Annotated in this window: 21 protein-coding genes and 1 tRNA gene; 3 read left to right on the top strand and 19 right to left on the bottom strand. The window is 56.0% G+C overall.

The window, feature by feature from the left end; all coding sequences use genetic code 11:
* Positions 1-8 precede the first annotated feature (8 nt).
* The 9 genes from M2119_RS07525 to M2119_RS07565 form a co-directional block, all read right to left on the bottom strand.
* Positions 9-1,247, bottom strand: coding sequence for a hypothetical protein (locus tag M2119_RS07525; protein WP_280804313.1), 1,239 nt, complete (start codon positions 1,245-1,247; stop codon positions 9-11).
* A 52-nt stretch (positions 1,248-1,299) separates the two neighbouring features.
* Positions 1,300-2,178, bottom strand: a complete 879-nt coding sequence (locus M2119_RS07530) for a glycosyltransferase family 2 protein (protein ID WP_280804314.1) — start codon at positions 2,176-2,178, stop codon at positions 1,300-1,302.
* Between the two features lie 4 nt (positions 2,179-2,182).
* Positions 2,183-2,980, bottom strand: a complete 798-nt coding sequence (locus M2119_RS07535) for a CDP-alcohol phosphatidyltransferase family protein (RefSeq protein WP_280804315.1) — start codon at positions 2,978-2,980, stop codon at positions 2,183-2,185.
* Positions 2,981-2,983: 3 nt separating this feature from the next.
* On the bottom strand, positions 2,984-4,036 hold the full coding sequence (locus M2119_RS07540) for a glycosyltransferase family 2 protein (protein ID WP_280804316.1): 1,053 nt from the start codon (positions 4,034-4,036) through the stop codon (positions 2,984-2,986).
* A gap of 58 nt (positions 4,037-4,094) precedes the next feature.
* Positions 4,095-5,417 (bottom strand): S1C family serine protease, encoded by a 1,323-nt coding sequence (locus M2119_RS07545; RefSeq protein WP_280804317.1) that lies wholly within the window; start codon positions 5,415-5,417, stop codon positions 4,095-4,097.
* A gap of 113 nt (positions 5,418-5,530) precedes the next feature.
* Positions 5,531-6,271, bottom strand: coding sequence for a DNA alkylation repair protein (locus M2119_RS07550; RefSeq protein WP_280804318.1), 741 nt, complete (start codon positions 6,269-6,271; stop codon positions 5,531-5,533).
* Positions 6,272-6,293: 22 nt separating this feature from the next.
* Complete coding sequence (locus M2119_RS07555) at positions 6,294-6,866, bottom strand: PKD domain-containing protein (RefSeq protein WP_280804319.1); 573 nt, start codon at positions 6,864-6,866, stop codon at positions 6,294-6,296.
* Between the two features lie 260 nt (positions 6,867-7,126).
* Positions 7,127-7,678 (bottom strand): hypothetical protein, encoded by a 552-nt coding sequence (locus M2119_RS07560; protein WP_280804320.1) that lies wholly within the window; start codon positions 7,676-7,678, stop codon positions 7,127-7,129.
* 116 nt (positions 7,679-7,794) lie between these two features.
* Positions 7,795-9,276 carry an NCS2 family permease gene (locus M2119_RS07565; RefSeq protein ID WP_280804321.1) on the bottom strand — a complete coding sequence of 494 codons (1,482 nt, stop codon included), beginning with the start codon at positions 9,274-9,276 and terminating at the stop codon, positions 7,795-7,797.
* 165 nt (positions 9,277-9,441) lie between these two features.
* Here M2119_RS07565 and M2119_RS07570 point away from each other — a divergent pair, with 165 nt between their 5' ends.
* Entirely contained in the window at positions 9,442-10,341 is a 900-nt protein-coding gene (locus tag M2119_RS07570) for an alpha/beta fold hydrolase (protein ID WP_280804322.1), read from the top strand.
* Here M2119_RS07570 and M2119_RS07575 read toward each other — a convergent pair.
* The 7 genes from M2119_RS07575 to M2119_RS07605 all read right to left on the bottom strand — a co-directional run bounded on the left by M2119_RS07575 (position 10,338) and on the right by M2119_RS07605 (position 19,340).
* A complete protein-coding gene (locus M2119_RS07575) occupies positions 10,338-11,069 on the bottom strand; it encodes a ZIP family metal transporter (protein ID WP_280804323.1) in 732 nt (243 codons plus the stop codon). The two genes, M2119_RS07570 and M2119_RS07575, sit on opposite strands and share 4 nt — an antisense overlap.
* A 9-nt stretch (positions 11,070-11,078) precedes the next feature.
* Complete coding sequence (locus tag M2119_RS07580; protein WP_280804324.1) at positions 11,079-13,196, bottom strand: DEAD/DEAH box helicase; 2,118 nt, start codon at positions 13,194-13,196, stop codon at positions 11,079-11,081.
* A 152-nt stretch (positions 13,197-13,348) separates the two neighbouring features.
* A complete protein-coding gene (locus M2119_RS07585) occupies positions 13,349-13,708 on the bottom strand; it encodes a DUF6804 family protein (protein ID WP_280804325.1) in 360 nt (119 codons plus the stop codon).
* Positions 13,709-13,717: 9 nt separating this feature from the next.
* The gene (locus tag M2119_RS07590; RefSeq protein ID WP_432418505.1) at positions 13,718-14,812 is read right to left on the bottom strand and encodes a fatty acid desaturase family protein; all 1,095 of its coding nucleotides are present in this window, start codon (positions 14,810-14,812) and stop codon (positions 13,718-13,720) included.
* 70 nt (positions 14,813-14,882) lie between these two features.
* Complete coding sequence (locus M2119_RS07595; protein WP_280804326.1) at positions 14,883-17,105, bottom strand: heavy metal translocating P-type ATPase; 2,223 nt, start codon at positions 17,103-17,105, stop codon at positions 14,883-14,885.
* Between the two features lie 104 nt (positions 17,106-17,209).
* Positions 17,210-17,722 carry a hypothetical protein gene (locus tag M2119_RS07600; RefSeq protein WP_280804327.1) on the bottom strand — a complete coding sequence of 171 codons (513 nt, stop codon included), beginning with the start codon at positions 17,720-17,722 and terminating at the stop codon, positions 17,210-17,212.
* Between the two features lie 109 nt (positions 17,723-17,831).
* Positions 17,832-19,340 carry an SDR family oxidoreductase gene (locus M2119_RS07605; RefSeq protein WP_280804328.1) on the bottom strand — a complete coding sequence of 503 codons (1,509 nt, stop codon included), beginning with the start codon at positions 19,338-19,340 and terminating at the stop codon, positions 17,832-17,834.
* 49 nt (positions 19,341-19,389) lie between these two features.
* On the opposite strand from M2119_RS07605, the gene M2119_RS07610 reads away from it, so the two are divergent.
* A complete protein-coding gene (locus tag M2119_RS07610) occupies positions 19,390-20,376 on the top strand; it encodes an excalibur calcium-binding domain-containing protein (RefSeq protein WP_280804329.1) in 987 nt (328 codons plus the stop codon).
* Positions 20,377-20,655: 279 nt separating this feature from the next.
* On the opposite strand, the gene M2119_RS07615 is transcribed toward M2119_RS07610, so the two are convergent.
* Genes M2119_RS07615 through M2119_RS07625 form a run of 3 tightly spaced genes read right to left on the bottom strand, consistent with a single transcriptional unit; the run spans position 20,656 to position 22,773 of the window.
* Positions 20,656-20,988, bottom strand: a complete 333-nt coding sequence (locus M2119_RS07615; protein WP_280804330.1) for a DMT family transporter — start codon at positions 20,986-20,988, stop codon at positions 20,656-20,658.
* Between the two features lie 22 nt (positions 20,989-21,010).
* Positions 21,011-21,373 carry an SdpI family protein gene (locus tag M2119_RS07620; RefSeq protein ID WP_280804331.1) on the bottom strand — a complete coding sequence of 121 codons (363 nt, stop codon included), beginning with the start codon at positions 21,371-21,373 and terminating at the stop codon, positions 21,011-21,013.
* A 17-nt stretch (positions 21,374-21,390) separates the two neighbouring features.
* A complete protein-coding gene (locus M2119_RS07625) occupies positions 21,391-22,773 on the bottom strand; it encodes an MBL fold metallo-hydrolase (RefSeq protein ID WP_280804332.1) in 1,383 nt (460 codons plus the stop codon).
* A 62-nt stretch (positions 22,774-22,835) separates the two neighbouring features.
* On the opposite strand from M2119_RS07625, the gene M2119_RS07630 reads away from it, so the two are divergent.
* Positions 22,836-22,909, top strand: a tRNA-Met gene (locus M2119_RS07630).
* Positions 22,910-22,936: the final 27 nt, after the last annotated feature.

The raw sequence follows: 22,936 nt of genomic DNA on the forward strand, positions 1-22,936 counted from the left end.
GCGCGGGACTAATCGCTGTCGTGTTCGTGCAACATGGCGTTCTTTTCCCATTCATTCATGAGGTGGGAAATAGCGTCATGGAAGCGCTGCGTGGGCACGCCTGGAGAGATGTCCCCAAAATAGTGGGTGCACCACCGATCCAGACGTGCCTGTGCTTCGGGATCATGTTCGAGCTGATCAATGAGGGAGACGATCTTGCCTGCGTCGGCCGCCTGCAGCCATTCACAATCGCTGAGGTAACCACCCGTGTCGATTTCTGCCCCTGGGTTGACCGGCTTGGTAATGATCAGTGGCTTTCCTGCCGCCAGACGGTCGTACACCATGGCCGAAATATCCACGATGGCCATATCCGCTACTGAGAGTTGCCACCCGAGCTCTGCTCCCTCATCGACAACGTGGTGAGCGCTGCGGTCATGAGCATTTGCCCGACGCAGCAGTGACTTAATCTGGTCGTTGGCTTCGCCATATTCAAAATCAACGGCCCCGCTTCGGGGGTGGGGACGGTAGATCACACGGTGACGACCGGTGGCAATAAGTGCTTCCACCAGTGCAAGCCCGTGTGTGGCCACCGAGCCGTAGGCCGCGGCCGCACGGTCACCTTCCCAGGTGGGTGCATAGAGCACCACTTCCCGTTCGTCCGGTTCAAAAGGAATCGTTCCGGTGTAGTGATCTGCTTGCGGACGCCCAATAGGAATCGCACGCTTGTTAAAGTCGTAATCCCAGAGAACCTTGCCGAGACGTTCACGAGCGGCTTGCCCGGCAATCAAACTGTAGTCATAGGCCTTGAACTGGTTCGTGGTCATGTACATCTTGTCCGATTCACCATGGTTGATGAAAACGTGGAATCTAGATCCGTAGCGGAACATTTGGAAGTTCCGGGTGTTCTGGTTGACGTAGAGAATAATTTGCAGATCTTGCTCTGCGATGAAGTATTCAAGGTCCACAACTGTGCGCACGAAAGCAACCGGAAGTGGCGATTCATCCAGCAGCTTAAGCGCGCCGAGGGTATTTCTACTCAGAATGACAACCGGCCAGGTTTTGGCAAGAACCTCGAGCGGTTTGTACCACTGCCGCACCTGATACATGTTGACTTCACCATCAGCGAAGTAGACACCAATCTTGAACTGGTGGGGCACAAATGCGGGTTGATCATGTAACTTACGTGAAAGTTCACGCCGCTTCAGTCGTGCTTTCAGGGCATTCGAGACCAACGTACTGGCCGACCTGGCATCTTGAAACAAACCCATAACTTTTAGCCTAACTTGATGAGAAAAATGTTCGTGTCCCCCTGAACGCGAACTAAAGAATCGGGAAACGACCCGCTGAGGTCATGCGCGCCACGGTCTTCCAGCTCATGCCCACTCGGCCCCCCGGGTTCTGCGCCCAGCCTTGCCCCCACCCTCGGAGCCACGAGCCAAGCCCAGTTCCGCCGGTGCGAATGGAGCGCACGAGCTGAACTCCTGTCCAGGACAACACATAAAACGGAACCAGAATCCAGGGAAGATTTCGTTTGGCTAGCCAGACCCTGTTGCGGGCATTGAGACGGTAGTACTCTGCGTGCCTCGTGGGAGAGGTAACCGGGTGCTGCACCACGAGTTCACCGTCATACCAAACCGTTTTTCCTGTGTTCCATACTCGCCAGGCGAGCTCGATACCCTCATGCGCGTAAAAGTAGGGATCTCCCCATCCGCCGATGGCGTCACACACTGCCCGAGGCATCACCACGGCTGCCTCGAGCACCGAGAAGACAAAACTCGAGTGCGTTGCCTCACCTTTACGGAGACGAGGAATCCAGCGTCGGGGGGTTTGCCCGCCGAGTGGATCGGCAATGCGGGGCTGGAGCAATCCCACGTTTTCGTTTGTAACAAATTTCGCGACGGCATGGGAAAGGAAAAGGGGATCCGGAATGAGCGCATCGTCATCGAGGAAGAACAGGTACTCCCCCGTCACCGCAGGAATTCCCGCATTACGGCCGGCAGGAATACCGAGGTTTTCAGGGAGATACACGCCCTTTACCCCCGCGGGCAGCGGCTCTGGCTTCCAGCCGTTACCTACCACCACCACATCAAGACTGACCAGCTGTTGCGCCAGAACGCTGTGGAGCGCTCGAGAAAGATCCTCGGGGCGAGAACCCATAGTCAGCACCACCACACCCACGGTTGGTTTGTTGTTGAACATCACGCTACGCAGGACGAACGCGAGAGCTGGTCATGATGGCCACGAAGTGACCAACCAGGGCCAGCAGTGACAGCGGGAGCAAAAGTGCAACGAGCACTTGACTGATTTCCAGTTGACCTACGAAAAGTCCAACTACTGCGGCAAGAAAGGAAATGATGGTCAGTTCAACCGAGTGATAAATCCTGTGGAAGGGGAAGAAGCGCGCCAGGCGGCGAAGTTTCGCCACGACACCCGGGCGGGGCGCATTCGCTCCCTTTGCATCAGCCAACTTGGGCAGGTCAGACATAGCGCGAGCCACACGAACCAAATCGTTTAATGCCTTGTTCCAGATAATGACGATGGAGAGGAATGCACCGAGTGCAACCCAGAACCAGTCAATCTCTGTTCCCCCCTGAGCAAAACCGGCGGCGCGCAGACCCAAGGCAACAGGAATGAGGCCCTCGGTTGTGTAGTGCCCTACGGCATCGAGGAAGTGCCCGGCAGGACTCTTCGTCTTTCTCCAGCGTGCGACTTCACCATCACAGCAGTCGATCAGCATTTGCAACTGCCCCAGAATCAACGCCAACACGGGGCCCCAAATTCCGGGGATCAACAAGGCCGCAGCGGCGGCCCAGCCCGTGAAAATCATGAGTGCGGTGACCCCGTTGGCGGAGATGGGGGTTTTAAGAAGTAACCAGGTCACGTACGGCGATAAATCACGCAGATAAAGATGGGCGACCCAGTGCTCAGCATTGGCACGGGTTCGCACTTCTGGGGGCTGTGTCACTGCACGCAACTGTGCGAGAGAGGTCGGTTTTTCCACCGTTTACCTTCCGCTCTGTCCGGCAATGTTCGAGGTGAGTCTGGTGTAACTCATGATGAAACCTACACCCCATGCGAAGTGAATACAGGGAAGCACGAGGGGGAACCACGCAGCCCCCTTGGCGCCCATTCCGCGCCCATAGACAGTCGTGGAAAGAAGAACGAAGATGACATAAGTTGCGGGAATAATCCAGCCCATGAGTGCCCAGGCAGGGCTTCCGTTCGCCAGTTGCACTACTCCACCGAGACCGAATAGCGCACCAATCAATGTGGCCATCACCATCACGGGAGGGATGAAGTAGCGCACACCACTGCCGAAACGGCGCGAGAGCTCCCCGCGCCACAGACCTGTGGAATACATCTGCTTCACGAGCGCCTTCACAGAAGTTCTGGGGCGATAGAGAACTTTCAGGCGGGGGGTAAACCACACCAAGCCTCCGGCGTCACGGAAGCGACGGTTGAGTTCCCAGTCCTGGCCACGACGAATCTCTTCGTTAAACAACCCCACAGCAAGGAGGCTCTCACGATTGAATACCCCGAGATACACAGTGTCCACTGGACCTTCTTTGCCACCCACGTGGAAGGGTGTTCCACCCAAACCCACTTTGGTGTCATAGGCCCGCGCCACAGCGCGCTCAAAGGGCGAGGTACCCTGGGCATCCATGATTCCGCCGACATTGTCTGCTTGGGTGCGCAGCAACGTTTCAACGGCGATGCTGGCGTAGTCCTGGGGAAGAACAGAATGGGCATCCACACGAATAACGATGGGATATTGCGAAGCACGGATAGCAAGGTTCATGCCGACCGGCGTCGCGGCGGCAGGGTTATCGACCCACTTGATGCGCTGATCTTCGCTAGACATCTGATGCACCAGCTCCGAAGTGCCATCTGAACTGGGCCCGAGTGCGAGCGTGACCTCCATGGGGCCTGTGTAGTCCTGCTCCAGCAAACTGGCCACCGCGGCACGAATATGGGTGACTTCGTTGAGTACAGGCATCACATAAGAAACACCCGGGAGGGGCGTTGCCGAGATAGGCGCGGAGCCGAGTGCAGACATAGAGTCCTTGTGAATGAAGGCCGGCTTCTAGGTTACCAAGAGCCGGCCCTTCACAGGCTTACTTCAGCGTGCCGAGTGTGACCTTAACTGTCTGGCTCTCTCCGCCACGATTCACCACGATAGTGGCAGATGAACCACCTGCAGCTGTTCGAACCTGGGCCGTGAGGTCATTTGCATCAGTTATGCGCACACCGTTGAACTGGGTGACGATGTCACCCTTCTTGATTCCAGCGTTGGCAGCAGCGCCATCCTTGACAGCTTCTTCAATGAAGGCACCCACTGCGGTGCTACCTTCCTTGGCAGCGGCATCGGAAACCTGAGCACCGAGAAGGCCATGAGTTGCAGCCTGGTTGGCAATGAGCTCAGCGGAGACTCGCTTCGCCAGATTCGACGGCAGGGCAAAGCCCACACCAATACTTCCCGAACCCTCTGAAGATCCTGCACTGGCGATCGCCACGTTGATACCGATGAGGCGACCCTGTGAATCCAACAGTGCACCGCCTGAGTTACCAGGGTTGATCGCAGCGTCGGTCTGAATGACGGGGATGGAGATCACGGCACCTTGGGTCTGTGTTTGAGTCTGACCTTGGCCAAAGTCGAAGTTGAAGGGGTTAGAGCCATCTGAACCTGGAGCTCCAGAGTCGGATCCGGAAGACTCAGGTACTGCAGAACTGGCAATCTGAATCGAACGGTTGAGTGCAGAAACAATGCCGGTGGTGACGGTGCCCGCCAGACCAAGTGGTGCACCCAACGCAATAGTGAGGTCACCCACGTTGAGCTTGGAAGAGTCAGCCCACTCAATCGGGGTGAAGGTGCCCTTTCCCTCGATCTTCAGAACGGCCATGTCGACGGTGGGATCGGTCCCGACAATCGAGGCAGGGTAGATATTCCCATCGTTGTCCTGAACAGTAATCGTGACGTCCGTGGCTGCGCCATCCATGGTGGCCACATGGTTATTGGTCAGCACATAACCCTCGGAGTTGAGAATCACACCCGACCCGGTTCCACCACCGGTGGAGCCGTTCACGGAGATTGTCACCACAGAGGGCGATGCTTTGGCCGCAACGGCTGTCACCGTCGACACCTCGTCAGTGTCGTTGATCGTGATGCCTTGAACGGCAGTAGTGGCCGAGGTGGTGCTGTTCTGGTTACTGAAGTAGATGGCCATTCCTGCACCGGAAACACCGCCTACCAGTGCGGCAGCTACGGCAACAGCAACGAGAGGCACGAGCTTGCTCTGTGTGTTCTTGCGAACCATGGCTGGGCCTGCAAACGTCTCCGGAACTACCTGCTCTGCCACCGGCGGCACTGGTGGCGCTGCACCATCACCCACGGGTGGGAAGTAGTACTCAGGAATTCCTTTGTCACTGTTCTCAGTCATCTGCTCATGCTCCTTTCAAGCCCCTTCAGCATTGCGGACGAATCTGGGGGAATCCTATGCTCTGGCTGAATGTTGTCTGAGTGTTTCATCACAGCATTGAGGCCAAGCATTTCTCAGGCTAACAGCGACTTCAGCGCCAAATAGTGTGCACGCTCAGTAGCGTCCAAATGCTCGATGGCATACCGCAACATTGTGCGAGGCATCACGGTTGCATACTCGTCGAGAAAGCGTCGCAGAACCCCACGATCACGCCGCCCAATTTCTCGCAGCATCCATCCCGTGGCCTTGTGAATGAGGTCGTGTGGATCACCGAGCAGATCTCGGCACAGTGTGAGTGTCGGCTCGAAAACATCCAATCGAATAAGTCCTCCGGTTAACATCACCGCAGTCCTGCGTTCCCAGAGATTTTCGGACCGAGCCAGCGAACTCAGTAACGCTTGGTAATCCTTGATCTGGAGTAAGTAGCTTCCGACATAGGGAGCGGACGTATCCACCAGATCCCAATTGTTCACACGTTCCTCTGTGACCAGCGTAAGAAGAAGGTGAAAGAGCTCTTCTTGTTGTTCACGATGTCGGGAACGCTTGAATTGATTGGCCAAGATTTGAACAGCACACAACCGGTGCTCGTGCAGGGGCGACTGAGCTAGTTCATAGATTTCGTCGGGTGAAAGATCTCTAAATCTCTTTCCCACCGACCGAACAACGGGCACTCTCACCCCGATGAACACATCGCCCTCGCCGTATTCACCTGGGCCGGTCTTGAAATACCGCTGTGAATGTTCAGCAATAACAGGATCACCCAACTCGTTGAGTTCTTCCTGGAGCTCGAGGACACGATTGCTGCTGTTGTTCACCACTCCACGCTAGCCCAGAGCCTTAAGGGCAGCTCCTCGCATCACGCGCAGTGATGCAATCACCCTTGGTTAAAACTGTGTCCGCGCTGAGAACCAGAACCAGAGATGTGGACGCATCGCGACTAAGAACTCCTGAAACAGAAGACCAGCCACCAGAACCTATTCGATACTCAACGCCATAACGGACGGTGACCGAAGCGGTGAATGTTCCTGCGTGATCAAACACGTGGCTGGTCGAAGTAGTCGAGAAGTCTGCCACTCCCAATTGTTCCCAGCGCGAACCACCCTGTGAGGTAGTTGTGGCCGTTCCATCTCCAAAACTCCACTCAAATGTGTGAGGAGTGAATCTCACCTCAGTCGCTTGACCAAACAAACCTCCAGAGACGACATGAGTAGACGAAGATGCAATGAAATTCACGGGTAATGCAACCACTCCCCAGCCAGCTGGTTGTGAGCTCAGGGAAATAGTTTGAGGTGAGAAGCTGGCTAGATCTGCCAGATCGATGGGGTCATAGACGACTTCAACGGGCGTGACCGGAGCGGGCACTGCAGGTGCTGCAGGTTTACAAACATTGTCGACCTTCAATAGCCCCATGCAGAACACATATCGCCAGGGTGAAACGATGGGGGCGGTAGTTCTCACCCCAGTTCGACGTACGACTGCCGGTGAGCTGTTGCCTGGTTGAACCACAGTCCTCCCAGGAGTAGTCGTTCTCGCCCAGACGTCTACGGTGTCGGTGTTGGTTTGGGCGCCGGTGCATGTGCCATACAGCGAGGACGAAGAAGAACAATTTGTAGGGATTGCGAAAGCAGCTTGCTCACTCAAAAAAGCGAAACTAATGGCTAATGCACTACCTAACAGAAGTTTTCGCCAACCCACGTTTCGCTCGATTCAATTTTGAAATTGGTTCCATCTTCAAGAGCAAAAGTCACCTGAAGTGGATATCGGTCAATGCGAGAAGGGCTCGTAACATCCGTGGAGGTCTTATCGAAAAGCCGAATTCTGGAATGGTCTATGCATAGATAAGTCGTGAGCTTGGATCCCGACTTAACTTGCATTGCAAAGTTGTCAAAAAAAGAGTTGCCTTCGGCATGCCAAGCATTATTTTCGATTACTTGAAATCCTGTAATTTCATCTTTCAGTAGTTCTGGTGAAACGTATGGCTCCATACGTTCAGGATTCACCCCGCCCTCCTGAGCAATGAGATCAGACATTGCCAAATACTCTGCATAAGCGCTCTGCGCAGCTTCAAGTGCTTCTTGTTCTGTCATCTCGATTGGCAGTACAGAAGATTCACTATTCTCCAGCGCGGGCTTTTCTGCAGGCTGCTGTGCGCACCCCACAATCCCGAACAGCACAACTGGTGCGATGAGTGTGGCGCTGAGCGCACTCTTGGAAATACCCATGCCGAGCAAGGTATCTGAGTCGAGTGGTCACTGGCAGGAGTTATCCACATCGCTTAAATGTCGAGTGGGAAGGACCCGAAGGCCCTTCCCACTCATACGAGGAGTATTCGGTGGTGTTAGCCGCCGAATGCTGCCTGGATCGGCGCAGCTACGAAGTAGAGCACGAAGCCCGCAGCAACAATCCAGAGCAGTGGATGAATTTCTTTTGCCTTGCCCGAGAATGCGCGGACGATAACCCAGGTGATGAACCCGATACCAATACCGTTTGCGATCGAGTAAGTGAAAGGCATGATGATGATCGTCAGGAAGGCAGGGAATGAAGTACTCCAGTCCTTCCAGTCGATGTCTACAACCTGAGCCATCATGAGTGCACCCACGATGACCAGTGCCGAAGCGCCAACCTCAATAGGAACAACAGAGGTCAGTGGAGTAAAGAACATCGCAACGAGGAACAGCACACCTGTGAAGACGGTGGCCAGACCCGTGCGAGCACCACCGGCAATACCTGAAGCCGACTCGATGTAGACGGTGTTGGAAGAGGTCGAGGTGAAACCACCAACAACAGCACCCGCACCTTCAACAACCAGTGCGGACTGCAGACGTGGGAAGTTTCCATCCTTGTCCGCAAGGCCAGCCTGCTTAGACAGACCTGTCATGGTTCCCATGGCGTCGAAGAAGTTCGAGAACACGAGGGTGAAGATCAGCATGATGGCAGCAAGTGCACCAATGCGACCGAAGGAACCGAAGAGGTCAACCTGACCAATGGTCGTGAAGTCAGGAAGAGCGAAGACGCTGGTTGGCAGGCCAGGAACGGTGGTGTCCCAACCGAAGGGAGTGACGAATTCACCCTTGACGAACTTGCCGCCTACCTTGAAAATCGCCTCGGCAATGATGGCGATCACGGTGGTGGAGATCAGACCGATCAGGATTGCAGCACGAACGCGCAATGCCATCAATACAGCAATGGTGAGAACACCAATGATGAAGATGGTGGTGGGGAGACCAATTCCGTGGTCCGTGCCCACACCCAAGTTCACGGGGACTGGACCAGCGTCATTGATGCGAACCAGACCACCGTCAACCAGACCGATGAATGCGATGAAAAGACCAATACCTACGGTGATGGCGGTCTTCAGTGCGGGAGGTACTGCGTTGAAGATCAGTCGTCGAAGACCAGTCAGCGCCAGGATGAGGATGATAATACCGTCGATGACGACGAGGCCCATGGCCTCCTGCCAGGTAACATCCTTGACGATGGTGACGGCCAGGAACGAGTTGATACCCAAACCAGCCGCGAGCGCGAAGGGCAGGCGTGCAACAAGACCAAAGGCGATGGTCAACACACCTGCGGCAAGTGCTGTTGCCGACGCAATTGCTACTTGGTTGGGTGCACCTCCGCCGATAACGTTGCCGTTAACGTCAGGGCTGAAAGCCAGAATGATGGGGTTCAGGATGATGATGTAAACCATCGTCATGAAGATGACAAGACCGCCACGGAATTCCGTACCAATCGTGGATCCACGTTTGGCGATTTGGAAGTAGCGATCAAGGGACGCTGCGAAGCCTGACTTTGGCTTCTCGGTGGTCGAAGACGACAAACCGATCTCCTTTTTGAGTAGGGATAAGGGAACTACGAGACTGACAATACCTTTTCTTAGAATTTGCTTAGAGTTTTCGTGCGGAAAGTCTTAAGCATGACTTGAAGTGCTATTCGGCACTTTTCACGAGAATTGCTCGTCATCTGCTTGTCGTAGCATGGAGCCATGACGCAGAATCTGCCTCCCAATGGTGTTGAACTTGAAGCCCAAGGCATCCACGCCGCCGCTCAGTTTCCCTCTCGTGCAGTCCGTGGCACGGTCATGGTGGATGGCTATGCCCTCGCCACAACACAGATTGAGGCAGTGGGAAAACCGCGTGGACAGGCTCTCCTCATCCCCGGATACACCAGCTCCGCAGACACGTTCAACTGCCTCCTCGAACCGCTGTCCCAGCGGGGATACTCCGTCACCGCGTTCTCTCAGCGGGGGCAAGCACTCTCTGCAGGACCCGACACGACAGATGGTTATTCCCTCGAACGCCTGGGTCAGGATGTGCACGACGTCATGGAGGAACTTCAGCTGGGGACGAATGTGCATCTCCTCGGCCACAGCTTTGGCGGAGTTGTCTCCACTGCCGCTGTACTGCGTGATCCCTCCCCTTTCGCCAGTTTGACGATGTGGAACTCAGGCCCTCGCACTATGGGTGGAGATCTGCTGGAACAGAGATACGGCCTCTTGGAACATGGTCCTCGTGCCTTCTATCTTGGGGTGCGCATGGCAGCAGGCCTGGACCCTGATGCCGACCTCAAAGGTGAACTCAACGTGATCGAGCAGTACTACTACGACCGCTTAATGAGCACGAACCCCGCACAGCTCGAGGCGGGAATCAACATTCTCATTGATCAACGTGATCGAACCGCCGAACTTGCGAACACAGGGCTCCCCGTTCTCGTCTCCCACGGCGCCAACGATGACGCCTGGCCGATCGAGATGCAACGCGAGATGGCCGAACAACTCGGAGCTGACTACTGGGTTATTGCCCACGCGGGACACTCTGCACACGCAGATCGCACACATGCCTCAGCTCAGCTCCTCGCCACCTTCTGGGACGAGCACTCGGCCTAAACCAGTTCGTGAATGACGAGGCTCACCAAAAAGCCAAGCGTCACCAACAGGCCCGTATAGTTGTGAGCTTTCCGGAATGCTTCCGGAATCATGGTGTCCGTGACCATCGCCAGCATGGCGCCAGCCGCTAAGGAAGTGATGAACCCTGTGGTTTCAGGCGTGGCATCTGCCAGGATCGTGAAACCAATCACACTGGAGAGCGCGGCGGCAAGAGCGATGCCGCCCCACAACGTGAAGACATACTTGGCAGACTTTCCTGCTGTTTTGAACTCTGCGGTACTGGAAAGACCTTCAGGGAAGTTCGAGATGGCCACGGCTACGAGGATAGGAATACTGACGCCCTGACCTCCGACCATGGACAAACCGAGGACCATAGATTCGGGCACACCGTCGAGCAGGGCTCCCACCGCAATACCGACGCCAGTTCCTGGATGCTCTCCCGTTCCACGGCGATTACGTGCGTTGCGGTAGTCGAGGAAGATATTGGTAAACACATAGACGAGGGCGCCGACAGAAAATCCAGCAATGGTGGGCCAGAGGCCCGCCTCGGCGATGGCTTCACCCACCAAGTCGAAGGCCAGTGCGGAGATGAGCACACCCGCGCCGAAGGCCATAATGCTGACCACGAGTTTGCCCGGAACGTTGACGAACCAGGCGATGAGTGCACCCACGAACAGCATGCCGCCGGCAAATAAGCCAGCCCCTGCTGCCGTGAGCACATCGAACATAACTACAGGCTAGGCGTATTGCGCAGCGATCGCGCGGTTCAAAATGTGAACCAGCGCATCGAGCTGGATCGAATCCTGCGATCCAGCTTCAATTTCTTCACCCTCAAGTGCTCGTGCAGCAAGGCCGCGTTTGCTATCGATGAGTTCAGCGATCTTGGCATCAATTGTTTGCGCTGCGATGATGCGCCATGCGGTAACCGGCATTTCTTGCCCGATACGGTGAACGCGGTCAATGGCCTGGGTCTGCTCTGCAGAAGTCCAGGACAATTCAGCGAGTACCACGTTAGAGGAAGCTTGCAGGTTCAAACCCACACCTGCTGCGGTGAGTGAACACACGGCAACCTGGACGGACTCGTCCTTGTTGAACGCGTCGATAGCTTCTTGGCGTGCGGCAGTGGTCTGGTCCCCACGAATAGAGACAGACGTGATGCCTTGCGCCGCAAAAGCGCGCTCTGCGGTGTCCATCACGTCGATGTGCTTGGCAAAGAAAACAACCTTGCCCACTGAACGTGCCAGCTGTGCTGCGTAGTCGGACGCAAGGCCAGCCTTGGCTTGTCCAATCTTGCGCACCATGGTGAAGACGTTCTCGCCCGTCTTTTGGCCCTTGGATTCGTCGAGTTCTTGTTGGGCCACCATGCGGATGAGTTCTGTCGTGGAGCCACGGAAGTTACCGGAGACAGAGAAGCGGTTGTAGCGCTCGAGCAGGCGCTTGGCCAACTCTGCCTCGGCGGCCTTGATCGAGTTGCCCAGTTCGTCATCGAGTTCAACAGGCAGATCCACCACGCGCTTGGCGGGGAGGTCCTTAGCCACATCAATCTTGCGTCGACGAACAATACCCATCGACACCACAGTGTCACGGGCGGCTGCATAAAAGGCTTGGTCTGCTGGGGTCAGGCCTGTTTCTTCCAGTTTGGCGGTGAGCTGGGCCGAAGGCTTCTCGCCGTCAATCCAGCCCAGGAACTTCCAGATAGCGCGGAAGTCGTCAATGTCGTTGATGAGCGGAGTACCCGTGAGTGCAATGCGGAGAGGGTTGTGACCGGGCGTGCGTGCCACAATTTTGTCCGCCAGCGCCAGTACGTGCTTGGAACGCTGCGAGGTGAGGTTCTTAATGAAGTGCGCTTCATCAACGACCATGCCTTTGAAGCCCATCTGTCCAATCCAGGACAGGTGACGGTCGAGTACTTCGTAGTTCACGATGAACACATCGGCGAAAGCGTCCACATCTGTTCCATCACCGTGGATCACGGTGGCCTTGCGGCCTGGAATCCAGCGTTCAACTTCTCGTGCCCAGTTCATCTTCACCACGTTAGGAACGATGGCAAGCAAGGGGAAAGCATTGGCGACGGAAGCGGCAATGAGGCTTTGTGCAGTTTTACCCAAACCAGGCTCATCGGCCAGCAGGAAAGTACGGTGACCCTCGCGCACACTTTCAATGAAGCGGACCTGGTGCGGCATGAGCTCTCGGCCCTGCGGAGAGAAACGGTCATAACGGGGCACTGCCGGCATCTCCATGCAGGCTGATCCACCACCGGCGCCGGTTTCAAAAGACTTGAACAAAGGACCCAACAGTTCCCAGTTCGACAAACGCATGACGGGAATAGATCCCGTGACGGGCTGACTGAAGTCTGGCTCTAAGAAGGGGGTCGACTTCAAGCGTGCCTTGACTGAAACGGGAAGGACCTGCTTCTCAGCAAGCTCGGGAGCAAACTCCTGAACAGGCTTGACGACCTCGGTGGTGATAATAAGGTCTTCAGGGTTAATTTCTGCGCCCGATTCAACCAACCAGTCACGTCGCATTTTCTGCGCAACAGGGCTGGTGGCGTGGTCGACCTCGAGAAGCTGAATCAGTGAGGTATCCCGGGCTGCCGTCTTCGCCAGAATCGTGGCCACGCCATCTAAGCGCTTGAGCTGTTCTGCCCGAGATACATCAGTCAGGGTGGTGTCGGTTTTGACGCGGGCGCGCTCTTCGCGCACGAGGAAGGCGATGACCTGGAACTTCGTCCGGTTGGTGGGTCCGACCTTCTTACCGGTTTGAGCTTTAGCTTCTACCTCTCGAACCTTGCGGGCGAGGATAGGAATCAACCCCGAATTATCGAGGGTGTTACGACGAGTGCCTGTACGGGCCACTTGGTCTCCATGACTAACGAAACGACGACATCCCCCTCCGAGCAGAAATGCCCGAACTGTGATGCCCCAAACTGCACCTCACCCGAGTAGGTCACGCATCACGCATAAGCGCCGGCGACGAGAAAACGGGGATGTGGTGCGTCTTAACTCTACTACTTCGGAGCGGGTGTCTTAATCATGAAGCCGCCGAGGAAGAATATGGCAGCGGCAAAAGTCTGCACGAGCATCCACCACTGAATTCCGGGGGTGAATCCATCGGTCAGACGGAAGATGGGATTCCAGAACACAGCGATGGCAACAAAGAGGGGAAGGAAGATCCATTTCTTCTTATCCACGGATTGCCACGAGAACACCACCATGATGGCCGCAAGAATACTGATCGCGAAGAGTACGGTGATGTACCACTCGGACTCATAGACGCCCATGCCAATAAACATGGCAATGACGCCGGCAAGACCGGGAACTATTCCCGGACGAATGTACTCAGGCTGCTGTTGCTTCTTTGTGGCCACGGGACAAGTTTAGCGGCGACGCATCCGGTCGGCTTCCGGGCAATCAAAGGGGTCACGTGCTGCAAGTCCCACCTTGTTGAGGTAGTCCACCACGATGGCGTAGGAATGCAGCAACGTTGTCTGTGTGTAGTTAATGTCTTCGGTCCGGCAGTGTTCTTGCACAAGCTTGCTGGCACGCTTGAGATGAGGCCGAGACATGCTGGGGAACAAGTGGTGTTCAATTTGGTAATTGAGTCCACCCATCAGCGCGGTGGTCCCACGGCCTGTGATGTTGCGTGAGGTCAGAACCTGCTTGTTCAGGAAGTCCACACGAGCAGTTTTCGGAATCAAGGGCATGCCTTTGTGGTTGGGTGCAAAGGATGCCCCCATGTACACACCAAACACAGCGAGCTGAACTCCCAGGAACGCAAATGCCAACCCGAGAGGAAGCACCCAGAAGATGATTGCAACATAGACGCTGAGTCGCAAAGCAATCAGGCTCAATTCCACGGCACGACCTTCAAGACGTTCTTTCCGGAAGAGGGTTGCGATGGAGCGGAAGTGAAGATTGATGCCCTCGAGGGTGAGGAGGGGGAAAAAGAGGTATCCCTGGCGTTGGGTCATCCATCGCAGCATGCCCTTTTGTTTGCTGGCGTCTTCTTCGGTGAAAGAAATGGTGTCCCAGGCGATATCTGGATCTTTCCCCACAGTGTTGGGGTTTCCGTGGTGACGTGTGTGCTTGGTCATCCACCAGGCATAGGAGATACCTACGACTGCCGTTGCCAGAATCCGACCAATCCAGTCGTTGACCTTGCCAGATTTGAACACCGCACGGTGCGAAGCCTCATGAGTGATGAAGGCGAACTGGGTCAGCAAAATGCCGAGACCACCTGCGATGAGCAGCTGGAACCAGGAATCCCCGATCAACACAAAACCGGTGATGAGGCCACCCAGCGCCAGGCTCAAACCAACGAACAGCCAGATATAGAAAGCCGGCGAGCGCTTGAGCAATCCTGCATCGGTGACCGACTTCAACAAGGCCGAATAGGTACTCGTCATCGGCCGGCGAGAAGGGTCTTTCCGCTCTGTCAAACGGATAGGACCAAGGGTAGAGCTCAGCGTCATTTTCGCCACTTCTGAAAAGTCAGGTCGACTTCACAGCCGGCGAGATATTGCGTAATGCAGTTAAGTCAATCTATCGTGCGAACCTGCGAAGACGCAGTGAATTGAGCACGACGAACAAACTCGAGAAGGCCATGGCGGCACCGGCGATCATGGGATTAAGAAATCCCAGCGCAGCTAAGGGGATAGCGGCCACGTTGTAGGCGAAAGCCCAGAACAAATTCCCTCGAATAATGCCTAGTGTCCGGCGCGCCAGACGGAGCGAATCCACTGCGGCACTGAGAGTGCCCCGCACCAGCGTGATGTCACTAGCCGCAATCGCCACATCCGTGCCGGTTCCCATTGCAATACCCAGATCAGCCTGAGCTAAGGCTGCAGCATCGTTGACGCCATCGCCCACCATGGCCACACGGTGACCTTGGGACTGGAGCTCCATAATCCGTGCAATCTTGTGTTCTGGACTGGCCCCTGCAATGACCTGCGTAATACCAACCTGCGCAGCAATCGACTGTGCGGCGTCCTCATGATCTCCCGTCAGGAGAAACACATCTAGTCCCAGGGCGCGGAGTTCGGCGATGGCGAGCGCCGAGTCTGGCTTGATGGTGTCGGAAACTTCGACAACCATGCGGACATGATCATCCCACCCTGCCAATACTGCAGTTGCACCGTGTGACCGGGCAGTCTGCACTGCGGCGTGCATTTCCACACCGAGAGAAAGTTTCTGGCTCTGCATCCACGCCTCGGTCCCCACGACAACATCGTGACCTGAGACAGTGCCTCGAACCCCCTGACCAGCGGTAGAGCGGAAATGCTCAACCTCGAGCAGGATGTCTTGATCTGCCTCTCTCACAATGGCTTTCGCAATGGGGTGTTCAGAACGTGCCTCCACGGCTGCAACGAGCGCACGAGCTGTCAATCCCTCTGTCCCCGGAGCCAGCGTTACCTCCGTCACACTCATGACCCCGGTCGTCACCGTGCCCGTTTTGTCCACCACGATGGTGTCGATGTGCGAGGAGCTTTCGATGGCGTCTGGTCCTGAAATGATGATCCCCAACTGCGCAGCGCGACCTGTACCCACCAACAGGGCAACAGGTGTGGCCAGACCGAGTGCACACGGACAGGCAATGACGAGAACGGCGATGGCGGCTGTGGCACCGGCAGCAGCTCCCCCACCCAGCAGTATCCAAGACACAAGTGTGACCAGCGCAATGCCCATCACGATGGGAACAAATACAGCAGAAATACGGTCTGCGAGCTTTTGCACGGCGGCTTTATGGAGCTGTGCGTCCTCCACAAGTGCAGCTAACTGTGCTATCCGAGTGTTACGGCCGACCTCGGTGGCTCGGATAGTGAGCTGCCCATCCAACACGATGGTTGATCCTGTGACACGAGATTCAGCTGCCACGTCAACCGGCAGTGATTCACCTGTCAGGGCACTTTCATCAACCGCTGCTTCACCGTCGACAACAACTCCGTCCGTCGGGATGATTTCTCCCGGGCGAACAATGAACACATCGCCGACTGCCAGGGACTGAGCTGGAATGAGCTCCTCAACCCCGGAAATAATGACGCGAGCCTCGGTGGCCTTCAGCTCTCCCAGTGCACGAAGGGCTGCCCCGGCACTGCGCTGGGAACGCTCTTCGAGATATCGGCCTAACAACAGAAAAGTGGTGACACCTGCAGCAGCTTCGAGATAAATGTTGTGGGTGGGGTCTGCTTGCCACGCGAACAGCTCCATGTCATGGCTCATCCCCACCATGCCTGCTTCACCAAAGAAAAGGGCATAAAGCGACCAGCTATACGCGGCGAAGGTTCCCATGGTGATGAGGGTGTCCATGGTGAGGGTGCCATGGCGAAGATTGATAAATGTCGCCCGGTGGAAGGGGTAGCCACACCAGAACACGACGGGCGTAGCCAGCAACAGAGAGATCCACTGCCAATAATCAAACTGCCACGCGGGAACCATAGCGAGAACAATGACGGGAACGCTCAGCACGATTGAAATAATCAAACGCTCGAGCAGACTTACTTTTCCCGCGCCAGCGTGCTCATGTTCCGAAGCACTGTGTGCGCTCGTGGGCAAAATGGCCGAGTAACCCAGCTTCGTCACTTGCGCAACCAGAGCTGTTTCGGGCGTATTTGATGGAAATTCGACCTTGGCGCTCTGTGTCGCCAGGTTCACAGAAGCGTGAACACCCGGGAGTTCATTGAGGCTTTTTTCAACTCGAGCCACACAGCTCGAACATGTCATTCCCTCAATACCGAGAACTATCGTCGAGGTGGTCTGATCTGCCATGGCATCCTCATTCCTGTGCTCGATATAACGCTCGTCAGCCCCAGAATATTCCTTTCCGCGCACAAAAATGCCGCCCGGTGTGGGGCGGCATTTCTGCGGGGGCTTTAGTTCGTTGTGGACGGGGTTGGTGCTGTGGTGTTGTACCCCTCAGGAATGATGTCCTCACCGTTCTCATCGTGTTCGTGAGGAACGTTACCGGGCATGGAGCCATCAGCTTCCAGGCCGCCCTTCATCGGACCACCTGGCTTGTGTTCACCCTTGGGGCCGTGCTGACCACCTTCGCGTGGACCGTCATCGTCCATGTCGCCCATGTGTGCTTGGGGGCCTGCCTGACCAACCTGTCCGACCTGACCCATGGGTGGAGGGCCGGAATGGGCTACGGCGTTCGCGGTTGCAACACCGGCGCCAAAAATACCGGCGAGCAATGCCACACCGGCGGCGGAGATGCCAATGATGGCTCCAGTGCCGAGGCTGCGCTTGCGAGCGGAAGCAATCGGGGTTACAGCTGCGTCGGCTTCAGTTGCGGCAGCTTCTGTCTCCGGAGTTGGGGTGTACTCAGCAGGAGCCTGAGTTGCCTCTGCGTTGTCGAGGTTCTCGGTGTTGTCGTCTTTAGGCATCTGCATGCCTCCTAACTTTCGTCGATTCTGTGGTGAGGTTGGGATCCTCCGACCGTCTGGCCGATAACTCCACAATGCAGAGGGTTCCTATGAGGACCCTATGAACGACTTAAGAAAGAGCAGAGAGTTTTGCGTGGATTTTTCGTTCAAGAAAACGTTGTTCAGCAGTGGCCACAATCTTGTTAGCCATGCCGTTGAAGATAATTCCATGGGCCGGCAGGATCGACAGCCAATACAAGCGCCCACCCAAACCTCGAGGGAAGAAAATTGCGCGCTGAGTGTAGTGAGAAGTTCCGTCCGGGAGAGCAGTTGCCGTGAGCTCCAGCCAGGCAAGCCCCGGAACTTTCATCTCTGCACGCAACCTCAAGAAGCTTCCGTGATCGATGCGTTCGACCCGCCACCAGTCCACGGCCTCCCCCACACGCAAATGAACGGGATTGATCCGGCCTCGGCGAAGCCCCACCCCTCCGACTAGCTTGTCGGCGAATCCTCGAGCAGCCCAGGCAATGGGGAGGGAATACCAGCCGTTTTCTCCACCGATTCCTTCAATCAAGGCCCATAAATCTTCAACGGGTGCGTCACAGTCCCGCTGTTTGAGGTCGATATAGACCCGGTGCCCAGCCCACTCAGGGTCGCTCGGCAGAGGGTCGCTGGGAGCACCCTCCACGCTCGCGTTTTGCCAACTGGTTTCAATATCTCCCTCTTTCATCTTGCCCAGGGCAAGATGCACAGACCGGCGATAGGTCAACAAGCCCTCTGCGGGCGGGGGGATAAGGGAATCCACATCATGTTCGTTCATGATGCAGTCGTGTTGCAACGACGCAATGATGGGCACCGCAAGTGTCCGCGGGATGGGGGTGACCAGGTTCACCCACTGACTGGCCAGATAGGGAGTCAGCACGGGAAGTTTGAGAATAGCCCGTTCTTTCATGCCGGCCTCGACCGCGTAGCCATTCATCATTTCCGAATACTTCAGAACTTCAGGCCCGCCAATATCGATGGTGCGATTGACAGTGGGCGGCAGATCTGCCGCTTTAATGAGGTAATACATCACGTCGCGCACGGCAATGGGTTGAATCAGATTGCCCACCCACTTAGGGGCCGTCATGACCGGGAGAACATCGGTGAGGTGACGAATCATTTCAAAACTTGTTGAACCTGAACCAATGATCACCCCAGCTTGTAACGCCGCGGTGGGAACCCCCGAGTCCAAAAGAATCTGTCCCACCTCAGCACGTGAGCGCAGATGTTTGGAAAGTTCACCCTGTGATGGGTGAAGACCACCGAGATAGACAATGCGAGAAACACCTGCTGCTTTCGCCGACTCCGCCACGTGATGTGCACCCTGGAGTTCTTTACTTTCAAAGTCACCCTTTTGCCCCATGGCATGCACGAGGTAGTAGAGCACGTCGATTTTGTGGCAGGCACGTTCCACGGCCGCAGCATCGAGTAGGTCGCCCTCGTGAATTTCAACCTGTGCTCGCCAGGGGACATCTTTGAGCTTTTCTGCATTGCGCACGAGGACGCGGACGGTAAATCCAGCCTCGAGAAGACGAGGCACAAGACGTCCACCGATATAGCCCGTAGCTCCGGTGACAAGTGCTCGTTTTAGCGCCATTCTCAGACTCTACGCCCTGCGCTTGATACCTTCTATGCAGGGAGGAAAAATGCCTGCGAAAAATCGCATCTGGCTCGTCGGCACCTTTGCTGTGCTCATCCTCTTGGTTATCCTCGCCATTGGCTCCGCGGTCAATGCTGTGAAGTCGATGCAAACCGTGACGGCCGTGGAATCTCTCGAGAAAGCCCTCCGTGGCACGGAAGCTCCGATAGATATTGCCGTTCCCACAGAAACAGCGTCCGCGGCGCCCTCTACTGTGCCTGCAGACACAACATCTCACTCGGTGAGTGCGTTCTATGCTCTGCTGTCTGAGCTGCCCACGGATGATGCCCTTACGTCACATCCTGGCTATAACCGGGATTATTTCAACGCGTGGATTGATGCAGACAGCGATGGGTGCAACACCCGTGCCGAGGTACTCATGATGGAGTCGAATGTCGCGGTGAGTACTCGGGGAACCTGCACCGTGACCACCGGGTCCTGGTACTCGGCGTATGACGGCTCGAGTACGACGGAGGCAAGTGGCCTAGATATTGACCACTTTGTCCCCCTCAATGAGGCGTGGGTTTCCGGAGCTGACACCTGGGACGCCGCCACCCGAGTGCAGTTCGGCAACGACCTCGGTTATGACTATTCCCTCCTTGCGGTGAGTGCGTCATCGAACCGGTCGAAAAGCGATCAAGATCCGGCAGAGTGGATGCCCGCACAACGGGATTATTACTGCGACTATGTCGCCACGTGGATCTCTGTGAAATGGCGTTGGGGTCTCAGCGTGGATTCTCTGGAACGGCTTGCGTTGAACTCCGTGTTGGAACAATGTTCTGGCTTCGCGATTGACCTGCCAGAAAAAGCGAATGTGGTCACCGGCGCCCCCTCAGCCGAGGAACCAGTTCCCCCCTCCGACGGGGTTCTCGATCCGAATTACGGAACATGCTCTATCGCCCAAGCCAATGGTGCCGGTCCCTACCGTCAGGGGGTTGACCCTGAATATGACTGGTATCGCGACCGCGACAAAGACGGGGTTGTCTGCGAGTAGACACACAGCAAGGGCTCGACTTCTCACGAAGTCGAGCCCTTGTGCGCTGTGTGGATGCTTACTTGCCGCCGCAGCACGCGCCGCCGCAGCAGCCGCCCTCTTCGCCGCCACCAACGGTTGCGGAAGGGGTCTCAAGCTTGATGTTCGCGGTTGCCATGTGTTCTCCTTTGATTAAGGGTGATTGTCACAGCGAGGCCGGGCAATCGAGGTCTGTAATAAGTGTGCGCTTGTTTGCTCTTCCCGTCAACGCAGCAGAGGGGCATGTCGCCCACAGCGTAACTAGTTGTGCGAGCTGCCCATCTCCAACATCACGACACCGATAATGATGAGAGCGATACCCACAAAGCCCCACACGTTGAGGGTTTCTTTGAACAGGAAGATACCTAAGATAGCCACCAGCGCCGTGCCGGCGCCTGCCCAAATACCGTAGGCGACACCCATGCTGAGACCTTTGGACAGGCCCAACCCCAAGGAGGCAAACGCTGTGAGGTAGCCGACAAACACAAAGATCGTGGGGACCACTTTGGTAAAGCCCTCACTCATTTTGAGCGCCAGGGTTCCCACCACTTCAGCAATGATGGCAAGGGCGAGAAGTAAATATGCAACAACCATGGCTCTACTTTAACTTTCGAGACTATTTCGACGAGGCAGAATCGGCGGCCTTGGCCGCTTTCTGCCCCTGAACACCGGCGAAGAGAACACCCACCACCAGAACGCCAAGTGCCAAAGAAATCAGCGGTACTCGGAGCTGGAGCGGAACGAACAACGCCACAATCATGAGTACCCCGTTGGCTATTGCAGTGTCACGCATGATCGGATACGCCACAACGTGGGCGGCGAGCCATGTTTTGTCATTCTTGCGAGTGGTTCTCGTGCGAATTCCTGCCCACGCGTTTGGGCCAACTTTGCCGGTTGCCGCTCGGGCCACAACCCCATAGAGCACAATGTCCGCCACGATCGACAGCGAAACGATGAGGTAGAGGGCGCCGGAATCCATAGTCTTAGGCTACTTCCCTAGCGAGGATGAGTGAGGTCAATCTCTTCACCATGATGAGGGGCCCGGACATTCCATTTCAACTCGGTCGCCACTCTCCATCGCATCCGATCTGACGCATCCATTTCCCCGTGCGTGATGTAGGTCATGGTGGGAGCCTGCGGTGCTGCTTTCATCCAGGCCACCATTTCATCTGCATCGGCATGACCAGACATGCTTTGGAGCTGAATAACCTCTGCACGAATGGGGACATCTCGGCCAAAGATCCGAAGTGTCCGATCCCCTGCGGCAAGGTAAGCGCCTCGCGTCCCCCCTGCTTGGTAACCAGATAACACAATGGCGTTATTGGGATCTTCCCCGAAAGCTACTAAATGGTGCAGCACGCGACCGCCCGTCATCATGCCGGAGGCGGCAATGATAATCATGGGCCCATGCCTCTCATTGAGGGCCTTGGATTCCTCGACGGTACCCACCATGTGCGCAACGTCATAGACGGCTTCAAACTCCTCAACGGGAATCGTGTGCTCCTCCTGATGCTTGTGATACATCCGCGTTGCACTAGCTGCCATCGGCGAGTTCACATAGATCGGAACACGAGGAATAAGGCCCTGGTCCATCAACCGCCAGATGTGCAACATCAACCCTTGCGTACGGCCCACGGCAAAGGCGGGAATGACCACCACGCCACCACGCTCCAACACAGGCTTGAGCGCAGGGCCAAGTTCTTTCTCGGGATCGATGTTGGGATGTGACCTATTTCCATAGGTTGATTCAGCTATCAGAATCTTCGAGCCTTCAAAAGGTCGAGGTGGTTTCATCAAAGGATCATGCTGTCGACCCATGTCCCCCGTGAAATGCAGACTCGTTCCTGCCACCTCAAGATGCAGTTGTGACGCACCCAAGATGTGACCTGCAGGTAAGAAGGTTGCGGTGACACCGGGTGCGATGTCGAGTACTTCATCAAAGCGTGCGGTGCGGAACTGACTAAGTGCCTGTTCCACATCTTGGATTGTGTAGAGAGGTGTCGGTGGGGTGTGTTTCGAATATCCCTTCCGTGCTGCGTGGTGCGCTTCCTCTTCCAATAAGTGGGCAGAATCGGGCAGCAGGATGGAACATAACTCTGCGGTCCCCGTGGTGGAAATAATCTGTCCACGGAAACCGTCACGCACGAGGGCAGGGATATACCCCGAGTGGTCAAGGTGTGCATGCGTGAGCAACACGACGTCAATAGTGTCAGGCGGGACAGGGAACGGCTCACGGTTGCGTTCCCGCAAAGACTTGTATCCCTGAAACAAACCACAGTCAACAAGAATGCGTGTTCCTGCACTCTCGATGAGGTATTTACTTCCCGTGACAGTTTCGGTTCCGCCTAGGAATTTCAGTGTGTGCTCTATCTTCCCCATACGTCGAAGCCTACGCCTGTGGTCAGAGCAACACACCAGCCGTGGTAAAGTTGAACTACCGACGCGGGGTGGAGCAGCTCGGTAGCTCGCTGGGCTCATAACCCAGAGGTCGCAGGTTCAAATCCTGTCCCCGCAACACAGATCACAAGCCCTTCCTGATTCA

The organism is Aurantimicrobium minutum, from assembly GCF_029894165.1.
Lineage (GTDB): Bacteria > Actinomycetota > Actinomycetes > Actinomycetales > Microbacteriaceae > Aurantimicrobium > Aurantimicrobium minutum_A.

Excerpts from the sequence above, each read along its gene's own strand:
- M2119_RS07560 (WP_280804320.1), bottom strand. The coding sequence starts at position 7,678 with ATGGGTATTTCCAAGAGTGCGCTCAGCGCCACACTCATCGCACCAGTT.
- M2119_RS07610 (WP_280804329.1), top strand. The coding sequence starts at position 19,390 with ATGCCTGCGAAAAATCGCATCTGGCTCGTCGGCACCTTTGCTGTGCTC.
- M2119_RS07530 (WP_280804314.1), bottom strand. The coding sequence starts at position 2,178 with ATGTTCAACAACAAACCAACCGTGGGTGTGGTGGTGCTGACTATGGGT.
- M2119_RS07545 (WP_280804317.1), bottom strand. The coding sequence starts at position 5,417 with ATGACTGAGAACAGTGACAAAGGAATTCCTGAGTACTACTTCCCACCC.
- M2119_RS07590 (WP_432418505.1), bottom strand. The coding sequence starts at position 14,812 with ATGACGCTGAGCTCTACCCTTGGTCCTATCCGTTTGACAGAGCGGAAA.
- M2119_RS07605 (WP_280804328.1), bottom strand. The coding sequence starts at position 19,340 with ATGGCGCTAAAACGAGCACTTGTCACCGGAGCTACGGGCTATATCGGT.
- M2119_RS07525 (WP_280804313.1), bottom strand. The coding sequence starts at position 1,247 with ATGGGTTTGTTTCAAGATGCCAGGTCGGCCAGTACGTTGGTCTCGAAT.
- M2119_RS07625 (WP_280804332.1), bottom strand. The coding sequence starts at position 22,773 with ATGGGGAAGATAGAGCACACACTGAAATTCCTAGGCGGAACCGAAACT.
- M2119_RS07575 (WP_280804323.1), bottom strand. The coding sequence starts at position 11,069 with ATGTTCGATGTGCTCACGGCAGCAGGGGCTGGCTTATTTGCCGGCGGC.
- M2119_RS07570 (WP_280804322.1), top strand. The coding sequence starts at position 9,442 with ATGACGCAGAATCTGCCTCCCAATGGTGTTGAACTTGAAGCCCAAGGC.
- M2119_RS07600 (WP_280804327.1), bottom strand. The coding sequence starts at position 17,722 with ATGCCTAAAGACGACAACACCGAGAACCTCGACAACGCAGAGGCAACT.
- M2119_RS07555 (WP_280804319.1), bottom strand. The coding sequence starts at position 6,866 with ATGGGGCTATTGAAGGTCGACAATGTTTGTAAACCTGCAGCACCTGCA.
- M2119_RS07595 (WP_280804326.1), bottom strand. The coding sequence starts at position 17,105 with ATGGCAGATCAGACCACCTCGACGATAGTTCTCGGTATTGAGGGAATG.
- M2119_RS07615 (WP_280804330.1), bottom strand. The coding sequence starts at position 20,988 with ATGGTTGTTGCATATTTACTTCTCGCCCTTGCCATCATTGCTGAAGTG.
- M2119_RS07620 (WP_280804331.1), bottom strand. The coding sequence starts at position 21,373 with ATGGATTCCGGCGCCCTCTACCTCATCGTTTCGCTGTCGATCGTGGCG.
- M2119_RS07540 (WP_280804316.1), bottom strand. The coding sequence starts at position 4,036 with ATGTCTGCACTCGGCTCCGCGCCTATCTCGGCAACGCCCCTCCCGGGT.